The organism is Lysobacter sp. CA199, from assembly GCF_052078715.1.
Classification (GTDB): domain Bacteria; phylum Pseudomonadota; class Gammaproteobacteria; order Xanthomonadales; family Xanthomonadaceae; genus Lysobacter.
Window position 1 is genome coordinate 15,188 of the sequence record NZ_JBQJIL010000017.1, and the last position, 16,787, is coordinate 31,974.

A 16,787-nucleotide genomic window follows, 5' to 3' on the forward strand; every position below is an offset into this window, starting at 1 on the left:
CGACCACCAACTCATCAGAATCCCTTGCTGGTGGTGGTCAAAAGTCGGCGCGGGCGCCGGGGTTGGTCTTCGGTGCCGGCCAGGGCCGCTTCGATCTCGCGGATCGCGGCCAGCAATTCGTCGACGCTGCGGTACTCGACCAGGCGGTCGCCGAAGCTGACGCGGCGTTCGCCGCGCGCGAGAGCGTTGCGCAGTGCCTGTAGTTGTTCGTGGGTATAAGGTAGTTCGTTCATGTAAATATCGGACGCGCAGATACGGCGAAGCCGCCTCAAGGGCGGCTTCGTTCAGTGGTTTTATGACCGGTCTAAATGGTGCTAGCGGCAACCGGAAGTGGAATTACCCAGGCTAGGCAAGTACCGCCTTGATCACTCCGCTTACTAACGCCTTGGGAACTTCTTTTGCAGTGTCCTTAGCAACACTGACTAACCAATCTCCAGGAGTCTTCTCTTTCTCTTGGATCAGTGCTTCGGGCATTCGTTGAAGCGCGAGCAATCCCTTGACGGTCAGTGCACATTCCGTAAGTACGACGCTGTCTCCGGTCACATTTCCTCGTATGTATCCCTCTTCGAGCAGGAACAAAGCAGTATCGAAATAGATCCGCCAAAGAGCGTGCTGTCGCGAGATGATCTCCATTTGAATTGCCTTAGGATCAGATTCGGCGAAGCGGGGTGCCAATGCTCCCTCTTGCGGTTCTAGCGAGATTCGGAGAGGAAAGGATGCATACAGTCGGCCGAAGATATGGGCGGCCACACGATTGAAGTCGTCAATATTGTCTTGCGGCATTAGAGGCTACCGTGAATGCGATGTTCTAACTCTACGATGCCCATAAGCACTATGCGACCGCGCTGGTTTGCGGACTGGATCAGCGCATGAAGCGGCTCGAAATGACTCGACGCCCTCGGCGTGGATCAGAAACGGAAAGACCGCCTGGTGGGGCGGCCTGTTGAGAGGGATACGGCGATGGTGGTCCGGACACGGATGGCGGCTCGGACGCCTGCATGCCCAAGGTCCGCTCCAGCTCCCGCCAGTGGCGGTCTTCGAAGCGATCGACGCCGGCCTGCATCGCGGCGGCGCGCGCCATCACGTAACAGTCGAGCGCCTCGTTGCGGTCGCGGCGCTTCTCCCATACCCGCTGCGGATAGCCGTGGCGATCGCGGCGAGTGATCAGGTGTTCGGCGGTCAGCTGCTGCAAGAACTCGCCGTCGATCTTTGGAAGATGGACATAGCCCGCCGGAAAAGCCGGCTGCCCGTCCGGACCGATCTCGATCGATAGTCGCAGCGCGTTGTAGAACTCCAGCTTGGCGATGCCACCCGCGATAGCGAACAGCTTGAGGCCGCGACGGATACGCTTGCCCAGCACGCTGACATCGACGGCGGTCGGCGTACCGATCAACGCCGCGCCGCTGCCAACGCCCTTCATCGGTAGCAGGCGCGGATCGCCCGCTGAGCGCGCGAACGCATAGGCCTCCTGCGTCGCGAAGCCGGTGTCCAAACCCAGGCGGGTCAGCGGCAGCAAAGCACCGCTGGCGTGGGTCCAGTGTTCCGATAGGATCGCGCCGAGTTCATTCCAGACCGCAGCGCGAGCGGTATCGCCCATCAGCACGCGGTGCTCGACCAGCCAGGTCTCCCGACCGCGCCCAAACGCCCATACCGAGACCTCGATGCGGTCCTTCTGGATGTCGGCGCCGCCGGCCAGTAACAGACCGCCCGCTGGCACGGTGCCAATGCGGTAGTCCTCCCGACGATCCTGCAGCCGCTCCCAATCCGGCGCTTCGCCTTCCTCTTCCCAGGTCTCGCCCAACTCGGTGTTTTTGAATGCCTTGAGCGCAGTCGCCGAGCCCTGCGCGGTTTCCCACGCGGCCGCGATATCGGCCCAACTGCGCCAGCCCACCGGCGAGTACAACGACGACAGGTGGTAACCGGCAGTCTTGCCTTTGTTCTGCGGCGCCGTCGCTCGCCACTCACCACCGGCCAGCATCGCGGTCTTGTGGTGTTCGCCGATGAGCTGCTCGCACCCGGCGCAGATGTAGCGCGCGGAGCGCGAATCGCCCCAGGTCCACCGCAGCTGCTCAAATCGGAGCCATTGCATCTCCGCGCAATGCGGACACGGCACGAAATACCGTCGCTGGTCGGACGCGAGATACTCGCGCTCGATGGTGCTCGCACCGGCAATGGTCGGCGTCGAGACCAGCAAGATCTTGCGACGCGTGAAAGTACGGGTTCGGGCCTCCGCCAGCGCGACCGCATCACCCTCGCCTTCGACGTCGCGCGGATAGCCGTCCACTTCATCCAGAAACAAATAGCGCACCGGCATCGATCGCAGACCGACCGCGCTGTTTGCTCCGGTCAGCACCAGCACGCCGCCACGGAACTCTTTGGCGAGGATCGTGTTGCCGGCATCCCGCGCGCGCGAGGGCGCAATGCGCGCGCGCAGCGATGGCGATTCCTCGATCAGCGGATCGATACGCTGTTTCGAGTTGCGCTTGGCCATCTCGACCGTGGGCGCCACGGCCATCATCGGCCCCGGCGCGCAGGCGATGACGTACCCAATCCAATTGTTTCCGCACTCGGTACCGCCGACCTGCGCGCCCTTCATGAAGACGACACGCTCGGTCGCCGAGGCCGGCGACAAGTCATTCATGATGTCGCGCAGGTACGGGGTACGCGCGGTGCGCCAGCGGCCCGGCTCCGACGAGGACGTACTGGACAGGACCCGGTCGCGGTCCGCCCAATCGGATACATCGAGGAATGGATCGGGCGTCAGGCCGTCGCGCCAGAATCGCGCAACGTCGTCAAAGCCGTCGTACAAGGGTCAATCCAATCGCGCGTTGAAGTCGCCGAGCTCGGCCAAGTGCTGTCGCACACCGCGCTCCAGCGCGACGTGCATGACATGCGGGTCAATGTTCAATTCAGCGGCGAGCATCGAACTGACGCGCGCCGGCCAGTTCAACCAAGCATCACGCTCAGCGCGAGCCAGCGCGAAGACCTGCGCCATCACCTGAGAGCGGTCAATCAACTCGCCCTTGAGTTGCGCGATGCGCAGCTTGTGGTGCTGGGCCTTGAGTACCTCATTGGCGGTGCGGGCCTGAGCGTAGGTATTGCCACCACCTGCCGCGCTGGTTGGCGCTACGGCGACGGCGTCGTCTGCGCCCGACCTCGTTGCTGGGCGTGCTCGCGCCGGCCGGGCCGACGCCGCCAGGGGCGCATCCGGCGTGCGGGTACTGGCGGTCCATTCGGCATCCGCGCGCGCGGCGTTGATGGTGCCGTCCGCCTCGGCGGTGATGCGGCCGGCAGCAATGGCCTTACGCACGGCGGTGTCCGACACGCCGCGATGGCGGCCGTAAGCACGAATTGAAATTCCCACGTCAAGGTTCGATTCGGGTCAGCCTCCGCGACCGCCGGCCTTCGGCGCAGATCAGGTGAAAGGAAGAGGGAACACCCCTGCTCCCATCGGGAGCAAGGGTGTGCGCTCTCACGCAGCGGCGGTCAGTTACGCGGCGCGCACATCGCCGCCATAATCGCCTGCTCCAAATGACGAATGGCCGCGCGCAGGCTAGGTTGGTATTTGGCGTCCGCTACGTCCCATATCTGCATCAGCCGGGCTTGTTGCACCGCTCGGTTGAGTTGATGCACCGGCAAGCCCGCGTATTCCGGCTCCAGTCCATCAAAGCAGCGCGCAATCTCGTCATGCAGCCAGCGCAATGTCGTCTCGTCCTCGCACATCTCGCTCGGAACCCAGCGCTTCGCATGCCAGCTACCGGTCTGATCGATGGCACGTTCCACCGAGGCCAGTTCTATACGGCACTCGCTCACCAGTCGCCCAACGACTTCCGGGTCGAGGCGGCGCGTTTTGATCGTATCCGTGCGCTCGGCAAGGATGCTGGCCAAGCCATAGCAGGCGAACAAAGTTAAGCGTGCGTCGGGCTGTGAGAATGTATGGCCAGACCGCAGTATCCGTTCCACGTAATCGCTGAAGCTTCGAAGCTCGGCGTCGGAAATCATGATGCTCTGATTCATCGGCTCGTCCCTGTCAAACCGCGTTGTTGCGGCGGCGTCATGAACGCTTCGGTACCGGAACATCGCAAGTACATTTGTGCCCGTCCTGGAACGTGGACAGCACGCAGACAGGCTCGCAGGGGGGCGAGGAAGAGGAAATGCCCCAGCGTCCACTGGACGCTGGGGCAGTCGCTCTCACCTCATTACTTTGCGGCTTCGTTCAACTCCTCGACTACCGTTGCAAGGTCCATGTCCGATTCGAATTCCAAGGAGCCACGCTCAGCCAACAGCTGGACGATGTTGAGGCAACTGGTAACCAGCCGTTTCGCCGCCTCCAACTCCTCCTCACTGAGCCGCTCGGGATCGCCATCGGCCAAATCTTCCAGGACTTCCTCGCACACCTTCAGGTGTAGCGCAGTGTTCTGAAATCGGCAGTAAGACATATTCGCCATCGTTGCTCTCTCAAGTTCGCCGCGTCGTTGCGGCGAGCACATGAGCGCTTCCTTCCGCCGAGAAGCCAAGCCAATGATTCGCCTTCTGGGACAACTCGCTCGGTCTGTTTAAGACGCCGACAGTCTTCACCGCGACCGATGAGAATGAGCTATTTGCTTGCTTTCCTTGTGGAAGGAAGCGTTCATTGCACCACAAAAAAACGGAGACTCAGGATGCACGACGATAACGAAGCCAGCTTAGAACGCTTGAAGACGTGCTTACGTAGCGTCCGGCAAGCCAACGAAACCTCGTTCGCCGAACTCATCGCCCTGGAAGATTGGCGGGAGATCGCGATGATCGAACTGCAACGACGCGCTGCCCGAGCGCTTCGGGCCTTCCCCTCTGACCTTCTGGAAAAGATGGCCTTCGACATGATCGATACCCGGCAGGCGATGACCGAGGTATGCGCCGAGTCCGGCGCCGGATAACGCTAATTCTCCACTGCGAATCAACCGAACGCCTCCGCTATGCGGGGGCGTTTTCGTTTCTTCGCGTGGTTCCTGTCCGACACCTGTCTGCGTTTGAGAACGCACGTTCTTTATCGGTGAACCCGCTTGGCTTCGCTGCGGAAGGAAGCGTTCATGGCCCCACACCACAGCGGCCACGGAGGCCAGACATGCAAGACCAAACGCAAGCCCTGAAAGACTACCTCGGCGGAATGAAGCGGCATAACCGCGCAGCGCTGATGCAGCTGCGCGGCATCCACAACTGGCACGCGGCGGCGCAGCACGAACTCGAACGCCGCGCCTACCTCGTCCTGAACACCTTCAACGACGACCTGATGCTCGCCATCGCCAACGGCGAGGTGAACGTCCAACAAGCCATCGACGAAGTGCTCGCCGGCTAACCGGCCTGCGCGCCTCGCCCCTGCGGGGCGCGCCTCTCCAAAAACAAAACCTCAATCATTAGGACATAACCGTGACCCAGCTTACCGACAACCAGCGCGCGCTCATCCTCCTCGCCGTCGAGACCGAAGGCCGCATCGAGAACTTCCCCGACAACCTCAAGGGCGGCGCGCGTTCGGCGGTCACACGCGGTCTGCTGGTCCACGGGCTGGTCGAATCGCAAGGTACCGGCTACGCGCTCACCGAGGCGGGCTACGAAGCGGTGGGGGCAAAGCCGCATGCCGCAAGGCATGTGCACGATGAGGAACGCGAGGGTAGCGACGAAGTCGACACCGGGGCGGAAGCCAACGCCGATGATCAGAACCAGAACGCGGGCGATGTCGATAACGAAGCGGATGCCGAAGGGGACGACGATGAAGAAGACAACGAGGCCGTGGTCACAGCGAAACCCACCGCGCCGCCGAAGCAGCGCAAGGAAACCCGCATCGACCAAGTAATCGCCCTGCTGCTTCGGCCTGAAGGCGCGACCATCCCGCAAGTGATGGCCGTAACCGACTGGCAGCAGCATTCGGTGCGAGGCTTCTTTGCCGGCACGCTAAAGAAGAAAGGATACGAATTGATCAGCGTGAAGAGCGGCAAAGAAGACCGCATTTACCGGATCAAGGCCGAGGAAGCGGTGGTAGCCGAAGTCGCCTCCGACGAAGAAGAGTGATGCAGCGCGGCTGGGCAACCGCCCGGCCGCTTCGCCCTAAGAGGACATCCTATGAAACGCAACGCCCGCAAAGCTATGGAGGCTGTCGCCTTGCGCGAAGTCTTTCTCAGCTCATTTACCGTAGGTCAATCTCTGACCCTGCGTGTCTGCCTGCCGCCGCCCACCGCGTTCCAGTTGACGTGGATTCTGTCTGACGAAGCCGTGTTCTGGTACGAAGATGGCGTCATTGGCGCGGTCGTCCAGTTGGATGGACCGGACGCGTATGACGATTTCGTCCGCCACTTATCGGAACGGCGACCATGGCCGAGCGATTTCGTCGCGGTCGACGCACTGGGTCAGAAACGATATGTGGCTGTGATTACACCGGAGCGCCCCACGCTTTATCTGCACCCCGATGCGAATGGGAACTTATCGTTGGTCGGGATTTGGTTCTTTGGATTCGACCATAAACGACGGCTGTCCGCGCCAACGAATCTTCAGCTGTTGGCCGAGTCCATCGCCGCTGTTCCGCTTGATGTTCCTTTGAATTGAAGCGTTCATGGGCTCCCAACACGGAGACCACACCATGATCCAGAACGAAAAAACAGGCCCCGACCCGGTACTCGCATCGCTGCCCGAAGTTCTGTTGATCCTAATAGAAGACCAACTCAGCAACAATGAATCTGCGAGCGACGAAGAGCTTCGGGATTACTTCATCGCCTGTGGTCTAACCGCCGCGCAGGCGGAACGAGCAGTGCTGTATCGCAGAGCCTACGCAACCGACTTCTGCTGGGGGGATGCAACGCCGATACGCGCGGGTGAAGCCCTAAATTTCAATCCGAAAACCGGGTGGCTTGAGCCTGCCTAACGGTTCGATCACGAGTCGGCGCGCAGATCATGCGCGCCGCTTTCGTTCTGAGAATTATCGTTCTTGTCCGACACCTAAACGGCTTTTTTTCAGTGCGAGAACAGCGCGATCAGTTGCTTGGCTTCCGTCTGGAATGAAGCGTTCATGACGCCACACCAACCACGGAACGCGTCATGACCCTCACGATTTGCAGGCCCTACCTAGTTAATGTTCGATTCTCGCGTAAGCCGACCAGCCTGCGCGCGATGCTGCGCGAGCACGGCGGGTACTACATCGACGAGCAGCGCGTGCGGGTCATTTCGATCAAGACTATGACAGCCGCTGAGTACGACGCGTATGTGCGCGATCTAACCAGCACACAGGACTGGATTGCCAGCTTCAAGGGGAATGGTGATCAATGCATTGTGGTGCGCGCACCCGCCCGCATTGACCTGTATATCCGGCCGGATGGCTACGACTACGCGCGCTACGCCGGCTTCACCGACACAGACTGAAGCGGGTCCACCCTGGCGCTGCGCGCAAGCGCAGCGTCAGCGGCGCAAGGCGCGAAGGATCTCGGCGGCGACCTGCGGGACGATCGCGTTGCCGGCGGCGCGCAGGCGAGGAATTCTGGCGGGTATCCCATGAGCCAGAAGACGAATTCCGGATTCAGGTATCCGCCGGCCGGCGAGGGTTTGACTTGTCGCCCAAGCAGCGCATTCTCCGGTGCGCTGCCAATGCTCGATGCGTCTTTGTGATCCCTCGTTGTTGGCGTCGCCCACACTGCCTGCGCCGGCAACGGCAGCATGGCCCCGCTGCCGAACCGCTGGCCGGGACTGCCCTTCGCGCCGTCGCTCGCGCGCGGCGTGCTCCATACCGCCTTCGCCACCCCCGGCAGGCCGTTGCGCCGCTCGGCCGCAAAGTCGCCGCGCTTCTCCGCGTCGTTCGCCGTCGCGGTCGGCCATACCGCCTTCACTGCCACCTGCAAGCTGGTGATCGTTTGGCGCGGCCCGCCTGGCATTCGCTGTTTCATCGCCAGATGCCCGGCAGGCGTCTTGTTGTCGTCGTTCGCCACCGCGGTCGGCCAAACGCCGAGCGGCAATCCAGACTCGGTCGCGTCGGTGCGGGGCGTTGACGGCGCAAGCTGGAACAACAACCGCCCGGCTGGCGTAGCCTTCGCCCTCCAGATCAGACAGAACTCCGTCGAGTGCCAGCGCGACGAGGCCAGTAACGTTTTCGCCCAGGAATGCAGCGGGTCGCGCGCATGCAATAAGCCGATGCAATTCCGGCCAGAGGTGACGGTCATCCGCCTGCGCGCGCTGTCTTCCCGCGACGCTGAAGGGCTGGCACGGGAAGCCGCCCGTCCAGATTTCTTCGTCGTCGGGCCAGCCTGCGAGCCGGCAAGCGTAGGCGAAACCCCCGACCCCGGCGAAGAAGTGGCATTGGCCGTAACCGCGCAGATCGTCTGCGGAAACAAATCGGATGTCGCGGTCATCGACGTCGCCGGCCGGGATCAAGCCCGCGGTGATCAGGCTGCGTAGCCAGTCGCACAGGTAGGGGTCGATCTCGTTGTAGTACGCCGGTAGGGTCATTCGACCCCAGCGACGGTGTTTTCTTCGGCTGGTGCAGCCGCATCGAACAAGACTCCATCGCTCTGCCTCATCGCGGCTTGGCCGGTGTGATCCTGCCAGCGCCGAACAATCACGTCGGCGTACTTAGGGTCCAGTTCGATCAGCCGTGCGCGTCGACCGGTCTTCTCGGCAGCGATCAGTGTCGTTCCCGATCCGCCGAACGGATCGAGGATCAGATCGCGGCTCTTGCTGCTGTTGCGGATCGCGCGCTCGACCAACGCCACCGGCTTCATGGTCGGATGCAGATCGTTCTTGCTGGTGCGATCAATGAACCAGACATCACCCTGATCGCGGTCGCCGCACCAGAAGCGATCGTTGCCATCACGCCACCCGTAAAGGATGGGTTCGTACTGCCGTTGGTAATCGGAGCGACCCAACGTGAATCTGTTCTTGGCCCAAATGATGAAGGTGGACCAGCGACCGCCCGCTGCGCGAAACGCATCTTGCAAACGATCCAACTCCGACGAGGACATCGCCATGTAGACCGCGCCTTTGGTCGCGGCCAGGATCTGTTGGCAGGCGGCTTGGAGGAACGCGCCGAAATCTGTTCCGAGGTTGTCGTTGAGGATCGGGCGATGCTTGCCGCGTAGCTTGTCCTTCGGGTTGTTGGCGTAATCAACGTTGTACGGCGGATCGGTGAAGGTCATGTCCACCAGTTCGTCGCCGAGCAGCACGGCGTAATCCTGCGCGCTGGTGGCGTCGCCGCACAGCACCTTGTGGCCACCACAGATCCAGACATCACCGCGGCGCGAGACCGGATGCTCGGCCGGCTCAGGAACTTCGTCGTCATCGGTCAGCCCGGCTTGGTCATCGATCAGAAGGTCGTCCAACTCGTCTTCGGTGAAGCCCAGCAGGTCAAGATCGAACTCCGCGTCGCGAAGCTCAGCCAGTTCGAGCCGCAGCAGTTCCTCATCCCAACCGGCGTTCTCAGCCAGTCGGTTGTCGGCGATGACGTAGGCGCGCTTCTGTGCCGGGGTCAGGTGGGCCAGTTCGATCACCGGGACCTGTGCGAGTTTGAGAACGCGCGCGGCGAGCAGCCGACCGTGGCCAGCGATGATGCCGCTGTCGCCGTCGACCAAGATCGGGTTGGTCCAGCCGAACTCCACGATGCTGGCGGCGATTTGCGCGACCTGCGCGTCCGAGTGCGTGCGTGCATTGCGCGCAAACGGAATGAGCGCCTCGATCGGGCGCTGTTCGATCTGAAGGCTCAAGGGATATCCGAGTGCGAACCGGGTTGCAGGGACTGCAAACCCGAACAAAAAGATTGACGCTAGCGAGGTTTTGCGGCTTGGCCCCCCGCAGGGATTCGAACCGGGGAAGGACCCGCCGATTGCCGCGTCGCGCGCTGTGTCGGCGCGTGTGGGCCGCGCGGCTGAGAGGTGATGCAGTGGCGGCGGTCTGTCGGCGCGCCGCACGTAGGACCTGTGTCGCCACCCGAAATAATCGGAGCCATAGCAACGCTCAGTGATGCGCGTACCCAACTGGATTAGGCAGATGTCGTCTTTGGAACAAGATTGTTTAGGCATGTTGTCACGAGGTAGTACAAAGGGCACCTCGCGCACATCGCCATGCGGCGCAGAACACATTTCATTTAACGCAATCGAAGCGCAGCAAACATCTTCGACAACCGTCACGCGACCGCACCATTTACGCGTATTTTGGAAATGCTTATTTCTCTACTAATTTGCTAGGCTTTGTGTAACGACAGGCACCGCAGGCAAGTGATATGCCCAAGCTGATTATCAGACGCCTATCGATTGATGAGCACTGCACAGCGCCTGTGCGAGAAGCTGCGTTGGCTGCAATGAGAACCTTGCCGAGTGCAACATGTGTTGTGGTTCTGCTTGCTCGGGCGGATGCGATCCGCATCGAATATAGCTACAGGGTTCAGCATTTCGATGCTGTCGAATGTCACCTAAATCGGCATGGACTTACTTGCGCGGAGTGAACTTTGCTGCGCGATGTCATTAGGAGCTTCGACCAGCTCTGGCTGCAATCCGTGGGAACTGCCGATGCCCTCAAACTTGAACAGAGACACCATGCAAGCGCCCGCTTCTCCCCGCTCACTCAAGCAACGCTACCGAGTAACGATTCAGCGGAATGGCCGCAAGCAGGGTGAAGCGGCAATCGGCGAGCTTGTAACGCTTGCACTGAGAGAAATTCCGGAATGCTCAGGCATCGAAATAGTGGGGCGCTCGCAGGTCGGCGTTGAAGCGTCCTTCTGGGCCGACGCGTATCGACTTACTTGCGTTCTGGAGCGTCATCTCAATCACTTCGGATTGACCTGGGTGAGCTTAGAGCTCCTGGATCTGCCCGGTGAATTGGATGTCAGCGCTGCGCCTATGAGAGAACCGATGCACCACGATCAGCATACCGACTAGGCTAGGGCAAAACCGGGGTTAGTGGGACATCGCCAATCTTCGCATTGGCCCCCAATTACCCTCATTTACCCCCAATGGCACAAAGTCATATCGACTTCGCTTCCGATCGTGCCGGTAACGACTCAGCGAAATGGGGCAGCGGCCCGTTGAGGTGCGCTACGACCAGCACCAACGCGTGCTGCCAATGGCGCCACGCAGTCTTGCGAATCAGACCGGTCCGCGTGCAGATCTCGCGCCACGGAACTTGCTGCGCCCGCAGCCAGACTAGGCGGCGTTGGTCCTCGTCCAGCCACTTGAGCCACCGCACGGTCTCGCCGAACCGATCGATTGCTGCTGGCGCTGCGGCGAAGCGCAGGACGATGCGCTCATCGGCATAGCCCTCCCACGACTGTCGTTGAATGTCGGGCCAGTACGAGGCATAGCCCTGCACGCGAACCGGTGGCAGCCTACGTGCAGTGACCGCGGCTTCGTGGAATCGGTCGGCGACGCTTTGGATCGTCCACTCAGACACGGGCCTGCTCCTGGGTGATGGCCCAATGCAGAAGCGCCAACGCATCGGCTTCGTTGTCGTCGGCCGGCTCATGGCCTAGCCGCTTCGCCGCTTCGATCATCGCTGCTTTATCAGCGTTTCCCTTGCCTGTGGCGAATTTCTTGATCGTGCCGACTGGCACGCCCTGATACGGAACGGCATGTCTCTCGCACCATGCGGTGAGCTGCGCCAAGAATCCGCCGTAGACATGCGCTGCATCGACACCGCGGTGCCGGCGCACCTCCTCGAAGTAGAGCGTGGAGGGTGGACCGGCGAAGCGCCAAAGATCATCGAGCCAGCGCACGAAGCGCAAGTAACGCATGCCGCCACCTTCGAAGCGGCCGACCTTGAAGTGCTCGGTGCCACTCATAGCCTGACCGGAAAGGCGAATGGCCCACCCCAACGACGTGCCCAGGTCGAGCGCAATGATGAGCGGCGAATCGATGTCTACCGGCTGGGTGACGGATGTGACTGGCTTGCCGGTTGATACGCGTGTGTGCGCGCGCACGCACACATAAGGGGGAACTAGCACACCTGTCTCACCTGTCACCTCACTCTGCAACTGTTTGATTTCATTCATGGCTCGCGCCCCCGAACTGAGTTAACGCCTTGGGTTTCAGACTGATCCCGATGAACTGGCGAACGCCCTTACCACCCCGATGCTTTTCAAATTGCCTCGCCATCAGCAGATCAGAGAAACGCTTGATGGAGCCGGCGAACTCTCCACTGATGTCGGCCCATTCCCGCCAGTCGGAAAACAGGTCGGCGGTGCTGGCTCTGGCTTGTGCATGCACGTAGCAACGTTCTTCGATCCAGTGACCTAACGCGTCTTCGCCTTCGAAATATTCGTCGGTCGCGTCAATGACGCACTGCGGCGCGCGCAAGCCGAGTTGCTGCCATCGCAAGCAACCTTCGACTGCCCAAGCCATGATTCCATCGCGCTCGGCCAGCAACTTTTCAGTGAGGCGACCGTCACGCCGCTCAGGCGGAATGGTGACGGTGAACGGCACCAAATGCAGTCGCCGTTTCATGGCCTCGTCCACGTTGCGAATGGCGGGTTTGTGGTTTCCCGCGATCACCAACTTGAACTGCGGGATGTACTCAAAGAAATCCTGACGCATGAAGCGCGCGCTGATCTTGTCGCCGCCGGTGATTGCTTTGAGCTTGGATTCGTTCCAACGCCGCCCCTGCTCGGTCTCGCTCGCGGCGACAAAGCGCGCACCCCGCAATCCAGCCAGGTCCGTCGGGTGACGCTCGCCGCGACTTTCCATGAACGTTTCCATCGGCGCGTTCGTGGCGTAATCGCCCAGAATCGTGGCGAGGGCGTTCACAAACACGGACTTGCCATTGGCGCCGGTGCCGTAGAGGAAGAACAGCGCATGTTCGCGGGTGACACCGGTCAGGCAGTACCCGACTACGCGCTGCAGGTAAGCCGCGAGTTCGACATCACCGCCGGTCACATCGTCCAGGAAACGACGCCAAGTCGGGCAGGCTCCCTTGGGGCTGGCTGTGGCCAGCTTGGTCATGTGCTCGCCGCGAGCATGGCGACGCAACTCCCCGTCGCGCAAATCCACGATGCCGAGCGGCGTGTTCAATGCCCACAGGTCGCGGTCCCAATCCTCGGCCGAGGAAGCGTGGCGGGGATCGCTGCGCGCCAGGCGTTCGGCGCCAGCAACCGTCGACGCCGACGCCAGCTTGGAACGCTGCGACAGCTTGTCGGCAAACACCTGCGCCGCGCGACAGACACCACGCACCAAGTGCTGCAGGACGAGGGTTCGATCCGGGTTCCAGCGCATGCCGGTCCAGCTCAACCACTGGCCCCAGGCCGCGCAGTAGCGCCAATCGTCGGCGTAGTGGCGGGTGAAGGCTAGGCCGAGGCCGTCGTCGCTGCTCCAGTCCAAGCCATCGAAGTTGATCGAGGGCGGCGCGGCGTCGTTGCCGGGCGACAGGAAGGTACGCTCGCCCGCACGCAAGAAGCCGTCGATATCGAATCCGTCCTCGGCGGCGTCGGCTGCATCCCACCCCAATGGCTTTTCCTCGGGCAGGTGCAGCACTGCGCACGAGTCCGCCCCGGCTTGGAACGCCGCCTGCGCCGCTTGCATCGCGTACTCCCAGCCGGGCTTGTCCTTATCCGGCCAGATCAGCACATGCTTCCCGCACAACGGCGACCAGTCGGTCTTTTCAATCGGCGCATTCGCGCCGTTCATCGACGTCGTCGCGCACGTACCGCGATCGGTCAGCGCGTCGACCGATTTCTCGCCTTCCACGAGCACAACTTCGTTCGACGCCGTGATGCCGGGCTGGTTGTAAAGCGGACGCGGTGTCGGTGCCTGGTGCTTGCGCCGTTTCGCGTCCCACGGCCGGTATTGTTTGCCCTCGGGCGGATCGTAGCGGTAGACGCATGCGATCAACTCGCCGTCTGCACTCAGGTAGTCCCAACGCGCGGTGTGCGGGCCGAGATCGTCCAGGGTCGGTTCCGACCGCCGTCGTTTGGTGGGCGTATCCACAGGCACCGCTGGCACATGGCCGACGAGCTCGGCGGCGCGGTCGAGCACCGCGGCGAAATCGTGCCGCGCATCTAGTCCAGCCTGCGCCGCGATCAGGTCAAAAATGTCACCACCCTCGCCGGTGGCATGGTCATTCCATAGCCCGGCCTTGTCGCCTACCAGAGCGATCTCCAGGCTATCGCCGGCCGCGCCGCGGACATTGCCGATATTGAACTGGCCGCGGCGCGCTCGACCGTTGGGGTACAAGGCTGGGAGGATGCCGTCCAGGCGTTGCAGCAACAGCATGCGCACCGCGTCGCGCGATGGTCGCTGTGGCTCCGAGTGGTCCGTCGGAGCGTTGGCGTCATTGAAATCCATCATGCCGCTTTCGACCTCCGCTCCAGTTCCTGTTCGAGCTTGGCGACGGCTTCGATGCCACGACGCGCGTGAGCGAGCCGCTGCAGCAAGATCGGCTCGTTCCAGTCGAACTCACTCAAGAACCGGGTCGCGAAGGCTTCTGCACTTCCCTCCGCTCCGAGCAGTTGATTGGTGATCTGGTCCAGTCTGTTCAGCGTATCGCGCACGAAGGCGGTTCCCGGCACGGTTTCCATGAACTCCGCACGCGGCGTCTTCGTTCGACTTGCGCTGCGGTTCAACGACGCCGTCAGCTCTCGATGACGAAGTTTTCGGTTATCGATTTCGACTAGCCGTGCTTGGGCTTTTGGATTTAGCTCGGCAATCTTGGCCGCTTCGTTTACTGAGATTGCACCGGCATCGACCCGGGCAATGAGTGGCTCGGTCCCGTGCTCCTTTACCTGCGCGGCCTTCACGACGCTGCGCTTTGACACCGACAGCAGTCGTGCCGCCTGAGTCTGAGTCACCACACCATTGTGCAACGTTGCACAATGGCCATCACCCCCCACGCTTCGGTTAGCCAGCCGCGCAGCCACCATTGCACGCTGGGAATCGTTCAAATGACGACGCGCCACGTTCTCGCTGATTACGAAGCTAAGCGGATCGCTGCCATTGAACTCTACAAAGCGGGGCTCAATCTCGCACTCCAAGCAAGCTCGATAGCGGTGCCTCCCATCCAGGATCTGTTCTTCCAGCAGCATGATCGGATGCAGTAACCCGTTGCTTCGAACGTCCGCTACCAACTGCTGAAACTGATCCTTGTTCATATCTGGCAGGGCTAGGCATAACGGATGAAATTCGTAGCTCACGGCGACACCTCCGGAAAGGCTTCGTCGGACGAAGGAAACAATGCCCGCGATCCACGCACGCGCTTGTGTGCGCGCTCGGCGTTCCAGGCCTTGATACAGGCGTGCAACTGAGCGCCGTCTTCGGCTTTGCGTCGTTCCACGCGATCCAGCAGCAGCCGCTCGCGCAGATGGAACACTGCGCCCATACGGTCCAGCCGATCGCCCACGAACAAGCCTTCCACAAACTGGTCGGCAGCAGCGACATCGTGACGTGCGAAGGCCCAATGCAAGAACATCGCTTTTGACTGGCTGACTGGAATCATCCGGTGCGGCAGCTTAGTGACGAACTGACTGCTGGCTCGGACCTCTGGCTGGCTCGCCCAGCAGTCCAGCAGTTCGTGGTTGGGATACCGCGTGGAGCTGTGTGGTGCCAGACCGCGCCGATAATTAATGATCATGGGCAGTGCCGCGGCAGCAATCTTGGCTTCGAACACGCCGATGCCTTCGATGATCAGCACATCGGTGCTGGTACGGCGACGGCCGGTGTCGATCGTATCGAACGCCCCATCCGCAATGCCGGTAACGATGAGCATAGGTTGGGCGACACCCGCGGCGGCGATGGCGGCGATTCGGTGCTGTCCATCGAGCAGGCGTCCGGAACGGCCAAATTTGACCGTCTCTCCGTTCTGCTGCCAGTGACCGCTCTTCAGGTCATTGACGTACTGGGTGACAGCCTTCTTGCGAATAGGACGGTTGCTGGCATTGCGCCGCAGCCAGTGGCCTGCGATCTCGGGGGTGACCGACACCGGGACGGCGTGGTAATCCCGGATCTCCGGCAGCATCACAGCGGCCTGCTGCAGATCATCGGCACTTGCTAATGCGTCGAGTCCAAAGAGTTCAGCGAGGGTACTCATGCAATTTCTCTAGTTCAGTGGAGGGTGGCGGGGGAAGGCAGCGACCAGCAGCGGTCTTGCCAGGGGCATTGGCGACAGGTTTGATGGGTTGGCGTGGTGGAGACGCGGGGAAGTAAATCGGAGGCATCGCACGCGCGAAGAATCTCTACGGCGCGATCCGACGCGCGCTGCGCCAGACCGCGATCGAAGGTGACCCGCTCTGCATAAACCGACATGTCGTCGGTGCAGATTGCGGTGAACAACGCCGGGTGCTCATGCAGTCCGAGGTACGCTTGGTACAGCGCGATCTGCGTCGCGTAGACCGGCCGACTGGCGGCAAGACGCTTCTTCTGCAACTCGCGGAAGGTCTTTGCACCGACAGCCTTGGTTTCCCACAACATGGGATACGTGAAGCTGTCGGGGCCGGCAACGATGACGCCGTCGGCATGTCCACGCACACGCCCACCGGCGGCAACGAAGCCAAACTGCTCGCCTTGATCATTGCGGTCGCGCAGATCGAAGCCGGCCAGGCGTAACCATTCGACCATCCAATCCTCGACACGATGGCCGCGCGCGAATACGCGCAGCACGCGACCGGGCACGTGCCGGCCAGCATCCTTTGGCGCGTTGAAGTATTGGAACTGGAGGCGGCGAGCGCAGTCCTCACCTAGACTGGATGCACCGAGGTAAGCGCGGGGTGGCAGGTACGTCGCCTCGCGCTCCATCGCCGTGTCGATAAGCGCGCCGACATGCTCGGATAGATCGTGCGTATTGAAATCAAGCATGGGTTTGTC

The 16,787-nt window shown here is 61.6% G+C and carries 21 protein-coding genes; 7 read left to right on the forward strand and 14 right to left on the reverse strand.

What is annotated here, in order from left to right; all coding sequences use genetic code 11:
• Window positions 1–14: 14 nt before the first annotated feature.
• The 6 genes from ACTOWJ_RS26780 to ACTOWJ_RS26805 form a co-directional block, all read right to left on the reverse strand.
• Complete coding sequence (locus tag ACTOWJ_RS26780; protein ID WP_441337682.1) at window positions 15–233, reverse strand: phage head-tail joining protein; 219 nt, start codon at window positions 231–233, stop codon at window positions 15–17.
• A gap of 112 nt (window positions 234–345) precedes the next feature.
• Window positions 346–783 carry a hypothetical protein gene (locus ACTOWJ_RS26785; protein WP_441337683.1) on the reverse strand — a complete coding sequence of 146 codons (438 nt, stop codon included), beginning with the start codon at window positions 781–783 and terminating at the stop codon, window positions 346–348.
• 79 nt (window positions 784–862) lie between these two features.
• The gene (locus ACTOWJ_RS26790) at window positions 863–2,809 is read right to left on the reverse strand and encodes a phage terminase large subunit family protein (protein WP_441337684.1); all 1,947 of its coding nucleotides are present in this window, start codon (window positions 2,807–2,809) and stop codon (window positions 863–865) included.
• A 3-nt stretch (window positions 2,810–2,812) separates the two neighbouring features.
• Complete coding sequence (locus ACTOWJ_RS26795) at window positions 2,813–3,364, reverse strand: elements of external origin (RefSeq protein ID WP_441337685.1); 552 nt, start codon at window positions 3,362–3,364, stop codon at window positions 2,813–2,815.
• Window positions 3,365–3,486: 122 nt separating this feature from the next.
• Entirely contained in the window at window positions 3,487–4,017 is a 531-nt protein-coding gene (locus ACTOWJ_RS26800) for a hypothetical protein (RefSeq protein WP_441337686.1), read from the reverse strand.
• Between the two features lie 182 nt (window positions 4,018–4,199).
• Window positions 4,200–4,490: a hypothetical protein gene (locus ACTOWJ_RS26805; RefSeq protein ID WP_441337687.1), complete on the reverse strand. Its 291-nt coding sequence runs from the start codon at window positions 4,488–4,490 to the stop codon at window positions 4,200–4,202.
• Between the two features lie 171 nt (window positions 4,491–4,661).
• Here ACTOWJ_RS26805 and ACTOWJ_RS26810 point away from each other — a divergent pair, with 171 nt between their 5' ends.
• The 6 genes from ACTOWJ_RS26810 (at window position 4,662) to ACTOWJ_RS26835 (ending at window position 7,386) form a co-directional block, all read left to right on the forward strand.
• Entirely contained in the window at window positions 4,662–4,916 is a 255-nt protein-coding gene (locus tag ACTOWJ_RS26810; protein ID WP_441337688.1) for a hypothetical protein, read from the forward strand.
• A gap of 188 nt (window positions 4,917–5,104) precedes the next feature.
• On the forward strand, window positions 5,105–5,335 hold the full coding sequence (locus ACTOWJ_RS26815; protein WP_441337689.1) for a hypothetical protein: 231 nt from the start codon (window positions 5,105–5,107) through the stop codon (window positions 5,333–5,335).
• A gap of 71 nt (window positions 5,336–5,406) precedes the next feature.
• Window positions 5,407–6,045 carry a DUF3489 domain-containing protein gene (locus tag ACTOWJ_RS26820; RefSeq protein WP_441337690.1) on the forward strand — a complete coding sequence of 213 codons (639 nt, stop codon included), beginning with the start codon at window positions 5,407–5,409 and terminating at the stop codon, window positions 6,043–6,045.
• A gap of 51 nt (window positions 6,046–6,096) precedes the next feature.
• Window positions 6,097–6,576 carry a hypothetical protein gene (locus tag ACTOWJ_RS26825; protein ID WP_441337691.1) on the forward strand — a complete coding sequence of 160 codons (480 nt, stop codon included), beginning with the start codon at window positions 6,097–6,099 and terminating at the stop codon, window positions 6,574–6,576.
• Window positions 6,577–6,610: 34 nt separating this feature from the next.
• A complete protein-coding gene (locus ACTOWJ_RS26830; protein ID WP_441337692.1) occupies window positions 6,611–6,892 on the forward strand; it encodes a hypothetical protein in 282 nt (93 codons plus the stop codon).
• A gap of 173 nt (window positions 6,893–7,065) precedes the next feature.
• The gene (locus ACTOWJ_RS26835) at window positions 7,066–7,386 is read left to right on the forward strand and encodes a hypothetical protein (protein ID WP_441337693.1); all 321 of its coding nucleotides are present in this window, start codon (window positions 7,066–7,068) and stop codon (window positions 7,384–7,386) included.
• Between the two features lie 36 nt (window positions 7,387–7,422).
• Here ACTOWJ_RS26835 and ACTOWJ_RS26840 read toward each other — a convergent pair whose 3' ends face one another.
• Together ACTOWJ_RS26840 and ACTOWJ_RS26845 are read right to left on the reverse strand one after the other, a co-directional pair.
• The gene (locus tag ACTOWJ_RS26840) at window positions 7,423–8,463 is read right to left on the reverse strand and encodes a DNA cytosine methyltransferase (RefSeq protein WP_441337694.1); all 1,041 of its coding nucleotides are present in this window, start codon (window positions 8,461–8,463) and stop codon (window positions 7,423–7,425) included.
• Entirely contained in the window at window positions 8,460–10,136 is a 1,677-nt protein-coding gene (locus ACTOWJ_RS26845) for a site-specific DNA-methyltransferase (RefSeq protein ID WP_441337695.1), read from the reverse strand. Before ACTOWJ_RS26845 ends, ACTOWJ_RS26840 begins: the two co-directional genes overlap by 4 nt.
• Before the next feature lie 405 nt (window positions 10,137–10,541).
• On the opposite strand from ACTOWJ_RS26845, the gene ACTOWJ_RS26850 reads away from it, so the two are divergent.
• Entirely contained in the window at window positions 10,542–10,883 is a 342-nt protein-coding gene (locus ACTOWJ_RS26850; protein ID WP_441337696.1) for a hypothetical protein, read from the forward strand.
• 85 nt (window positions 10,884–10,968) lie between these two features.
• Here ACTOWJ_RS26850 and ACTOWJ_RS26855 read toward each other — a convergent pair whose 3' ends face one another.
• The 6 genes from ACTOWJ_RS26855 to ACTOWJ_RS26880 are packed head-to-tail and all read right to left on the reverse strand — an operon-like array spanning window position 10,969 to window position 16,778.
• Window positions 10,969–11,394 carry a DUF6362 family protein gene (locus ACTOWJ_RS26855; RefSeq protein WP_441337697.1) on the reverse strand — a complete coding sequence of 142 codons (426 nt, stop codon included), beginning with the start codon at window positions 11,392–11,394 and terminating at the stop codon, window positions 10,969–10,971.
• Entirely contained in the window at window positions 11,387–11,992 is a 606-nt protein-coding gene (locus tag ACTOWJ_RS26860; protein WP_441337698.1) for a crossover junction endodeoxyribonuclease RuvC, read from the reverse strand. The genes ACTOWJ_RS26855 and ACTOWJ_RS26860 overlap by 8 nt, the downstream gene beginning before the upstream one ends.
• Window positions 11,985–14,279 (reverse strand): phage/plasmid primase, P4 family, encoded by a 2,295-nt coding sequence (locus ACTOWJ_RS26865; protein WP_441337699.1) that lies wholly within the window; start codon window positions 14,277–14,279, stop codon window positions 11,985–11,987. Before ACTOWJ_RS26865 ends, ACTOWJ_RS26860 begins: the two co-directional genes overlap by 8 nt.
• Window positions 14,276–15,121 carry a ParB/RepB/Spo0J family partition protein gene (locus tag ACTOWJ_RS26870; RefSeq protein WP_441337700.1) on the reverse strand — a complete coding sequence of 282 codons (846 nt, stop codon included), beginning with the start codon at window positions 15,119–15,121 and terminating at the stop codon, window positions 14,276–14,278. Before ACTOWJ_RS26870 ends, ACTOWJ_RS26865 begins: the two co-directional genes overlap by 4 nt.
• Window positions 15,118–16,014, reverse strand: coding sequence for a hypothetical protein (locus ACTOWJ_RS26875; RefSeq protein WP_441337701.1), 897 nt, complete (start codon window positions 16,012–16,014; stop codon window positions 15,118–15,120). The genes ACTOWJ_RS26870 and ACTOWJ_RS26875 overlap by 4 nt, the downstream gene beginning before the upstream one ends.
• A gap of 14 nt (window positions 16,015–16,028) precedes the next feature.
• Window positions 16,029–16,778, reverse strand: a complete 750-nt coding sequence (locus tag ACTOWJ_RS26880; protein ID WP_441337702.1) for a PD-(D/E)XK nuclease family protein — start codon at window positions 16,776–16,778, stop codon at window positions 16,029–16,031.
• Between the last annotated feature and the right edge of the window lie 9 nt (window positions 16,779–16,787).

Bases quoted from the DNA above. Each gene is read 5' to 3' on its own strand.
- ACTOWJ_RS26815 (WP_441337689.1), top strand. From the start codon at position 5,105: ATGCAAGACCAAACGCAAGCCCTGAAAGACTACCTCGGCGGAATGAAG.
- ACTOWJ_RS26850 (WP_441337696.1), top strand. From the start codon at position 10,542: ATGCAAGCGCCCGCTTCTCCCCGCTCACTCAAGCAACGCTACCGAGTA.
- ACTOWJ_RS26860 (WP_441337698.1), bottom strand. From the start codon at position 11,992: ATGAATGAAATCAAACAGTTGCAGAGTGAGGTGACAGGTGAGACAGGT.
- ACTOWJ_RS26875 (WP_441337701.1), bottom strand. From the start codon at position 16,014: ATGAGTACCCTCGCTGAACTCTTTGGACTCGACGCATTAGCAAGTGCC.
- ACTOWJ_RS26835 (WP_441337693.1), top strand. From the start codon at position 7,066: ATGACCCTCACGATTTGCAGGCCCTACCTAGTTAATGTTCGATTCTCG.
- ACTOWJ_RS26785 (WP_441337683.1), bottom strand. From the start codon at position 783: ATGCCGCAAGACAATATTGACGACTTCAATCGTGTGGCCGCCCATATC.
- ACTOWJ_RS26810 (WP_441337688.1), top strand. From the start codon at position 4,662: ATGCACGACGATAACGAAGCCAGCTTAGAACGCTTGAAGACGTGCTTA.
- ACTOWJ_RS26830 (WP_441337692.1), top strand. From the start codon at position 6,611: ATGATCCAGAACGAAAAAACAGGCCCCGACCCGGTACTCGCATCGCTG.
- ACTOWJ_RS26865 (WP_441337699.1), bottom strand. From the start codon at position 14,279: ATGATGGATTTCAATGACGCCAACGCTCCGACGGACCACTCGGAGCCA.
- ACTOWJ_RS26880 (WP_441337702.1), bottom strand. From the start codon at position 16,778: ATGCTTGATTTCAATACGCACGATCTATCCGAGCATGTCGGCGCGCTT.
- ACTOWJ_RS26800 (WP_441337686.1), bottom strand. From the start codon at position 4,017: ATGAATCAGAGCATCATGATTTCCGACGCCGAGCTTCGAAGCTTCAGC.
- ACTOWJ_RS26825 (WP_441337691.1), top strand. From the start codon at position 6,097: ATGAAACGCAACGCCCGCAAAGCTATGGAGGCTGTCGCCTTGCGCGAA.
- ACTOWJ_RS26805 (WP_441337687.1), bottom strand. From the start codon at position 4,490: ATGTGCTCGCCGCAACGACGCGGCGAACTTGAGAGAGCAACGATGGCG.
- ACTOWJ_RS26780 (WP_441337682.1), bottom strand. From the start codon at position 233: ATGAACGAACTACCTTATACCCACGAACAACTACAGGCACTGCGCAAC.
- ACTOWJ_RS26840 (WP_441337694.1), bottom strand. From the start codon at position 8,463: ATGACCCTACCGGCGTACTACAACGAGATCGACCCCTACCTGTGCGAC.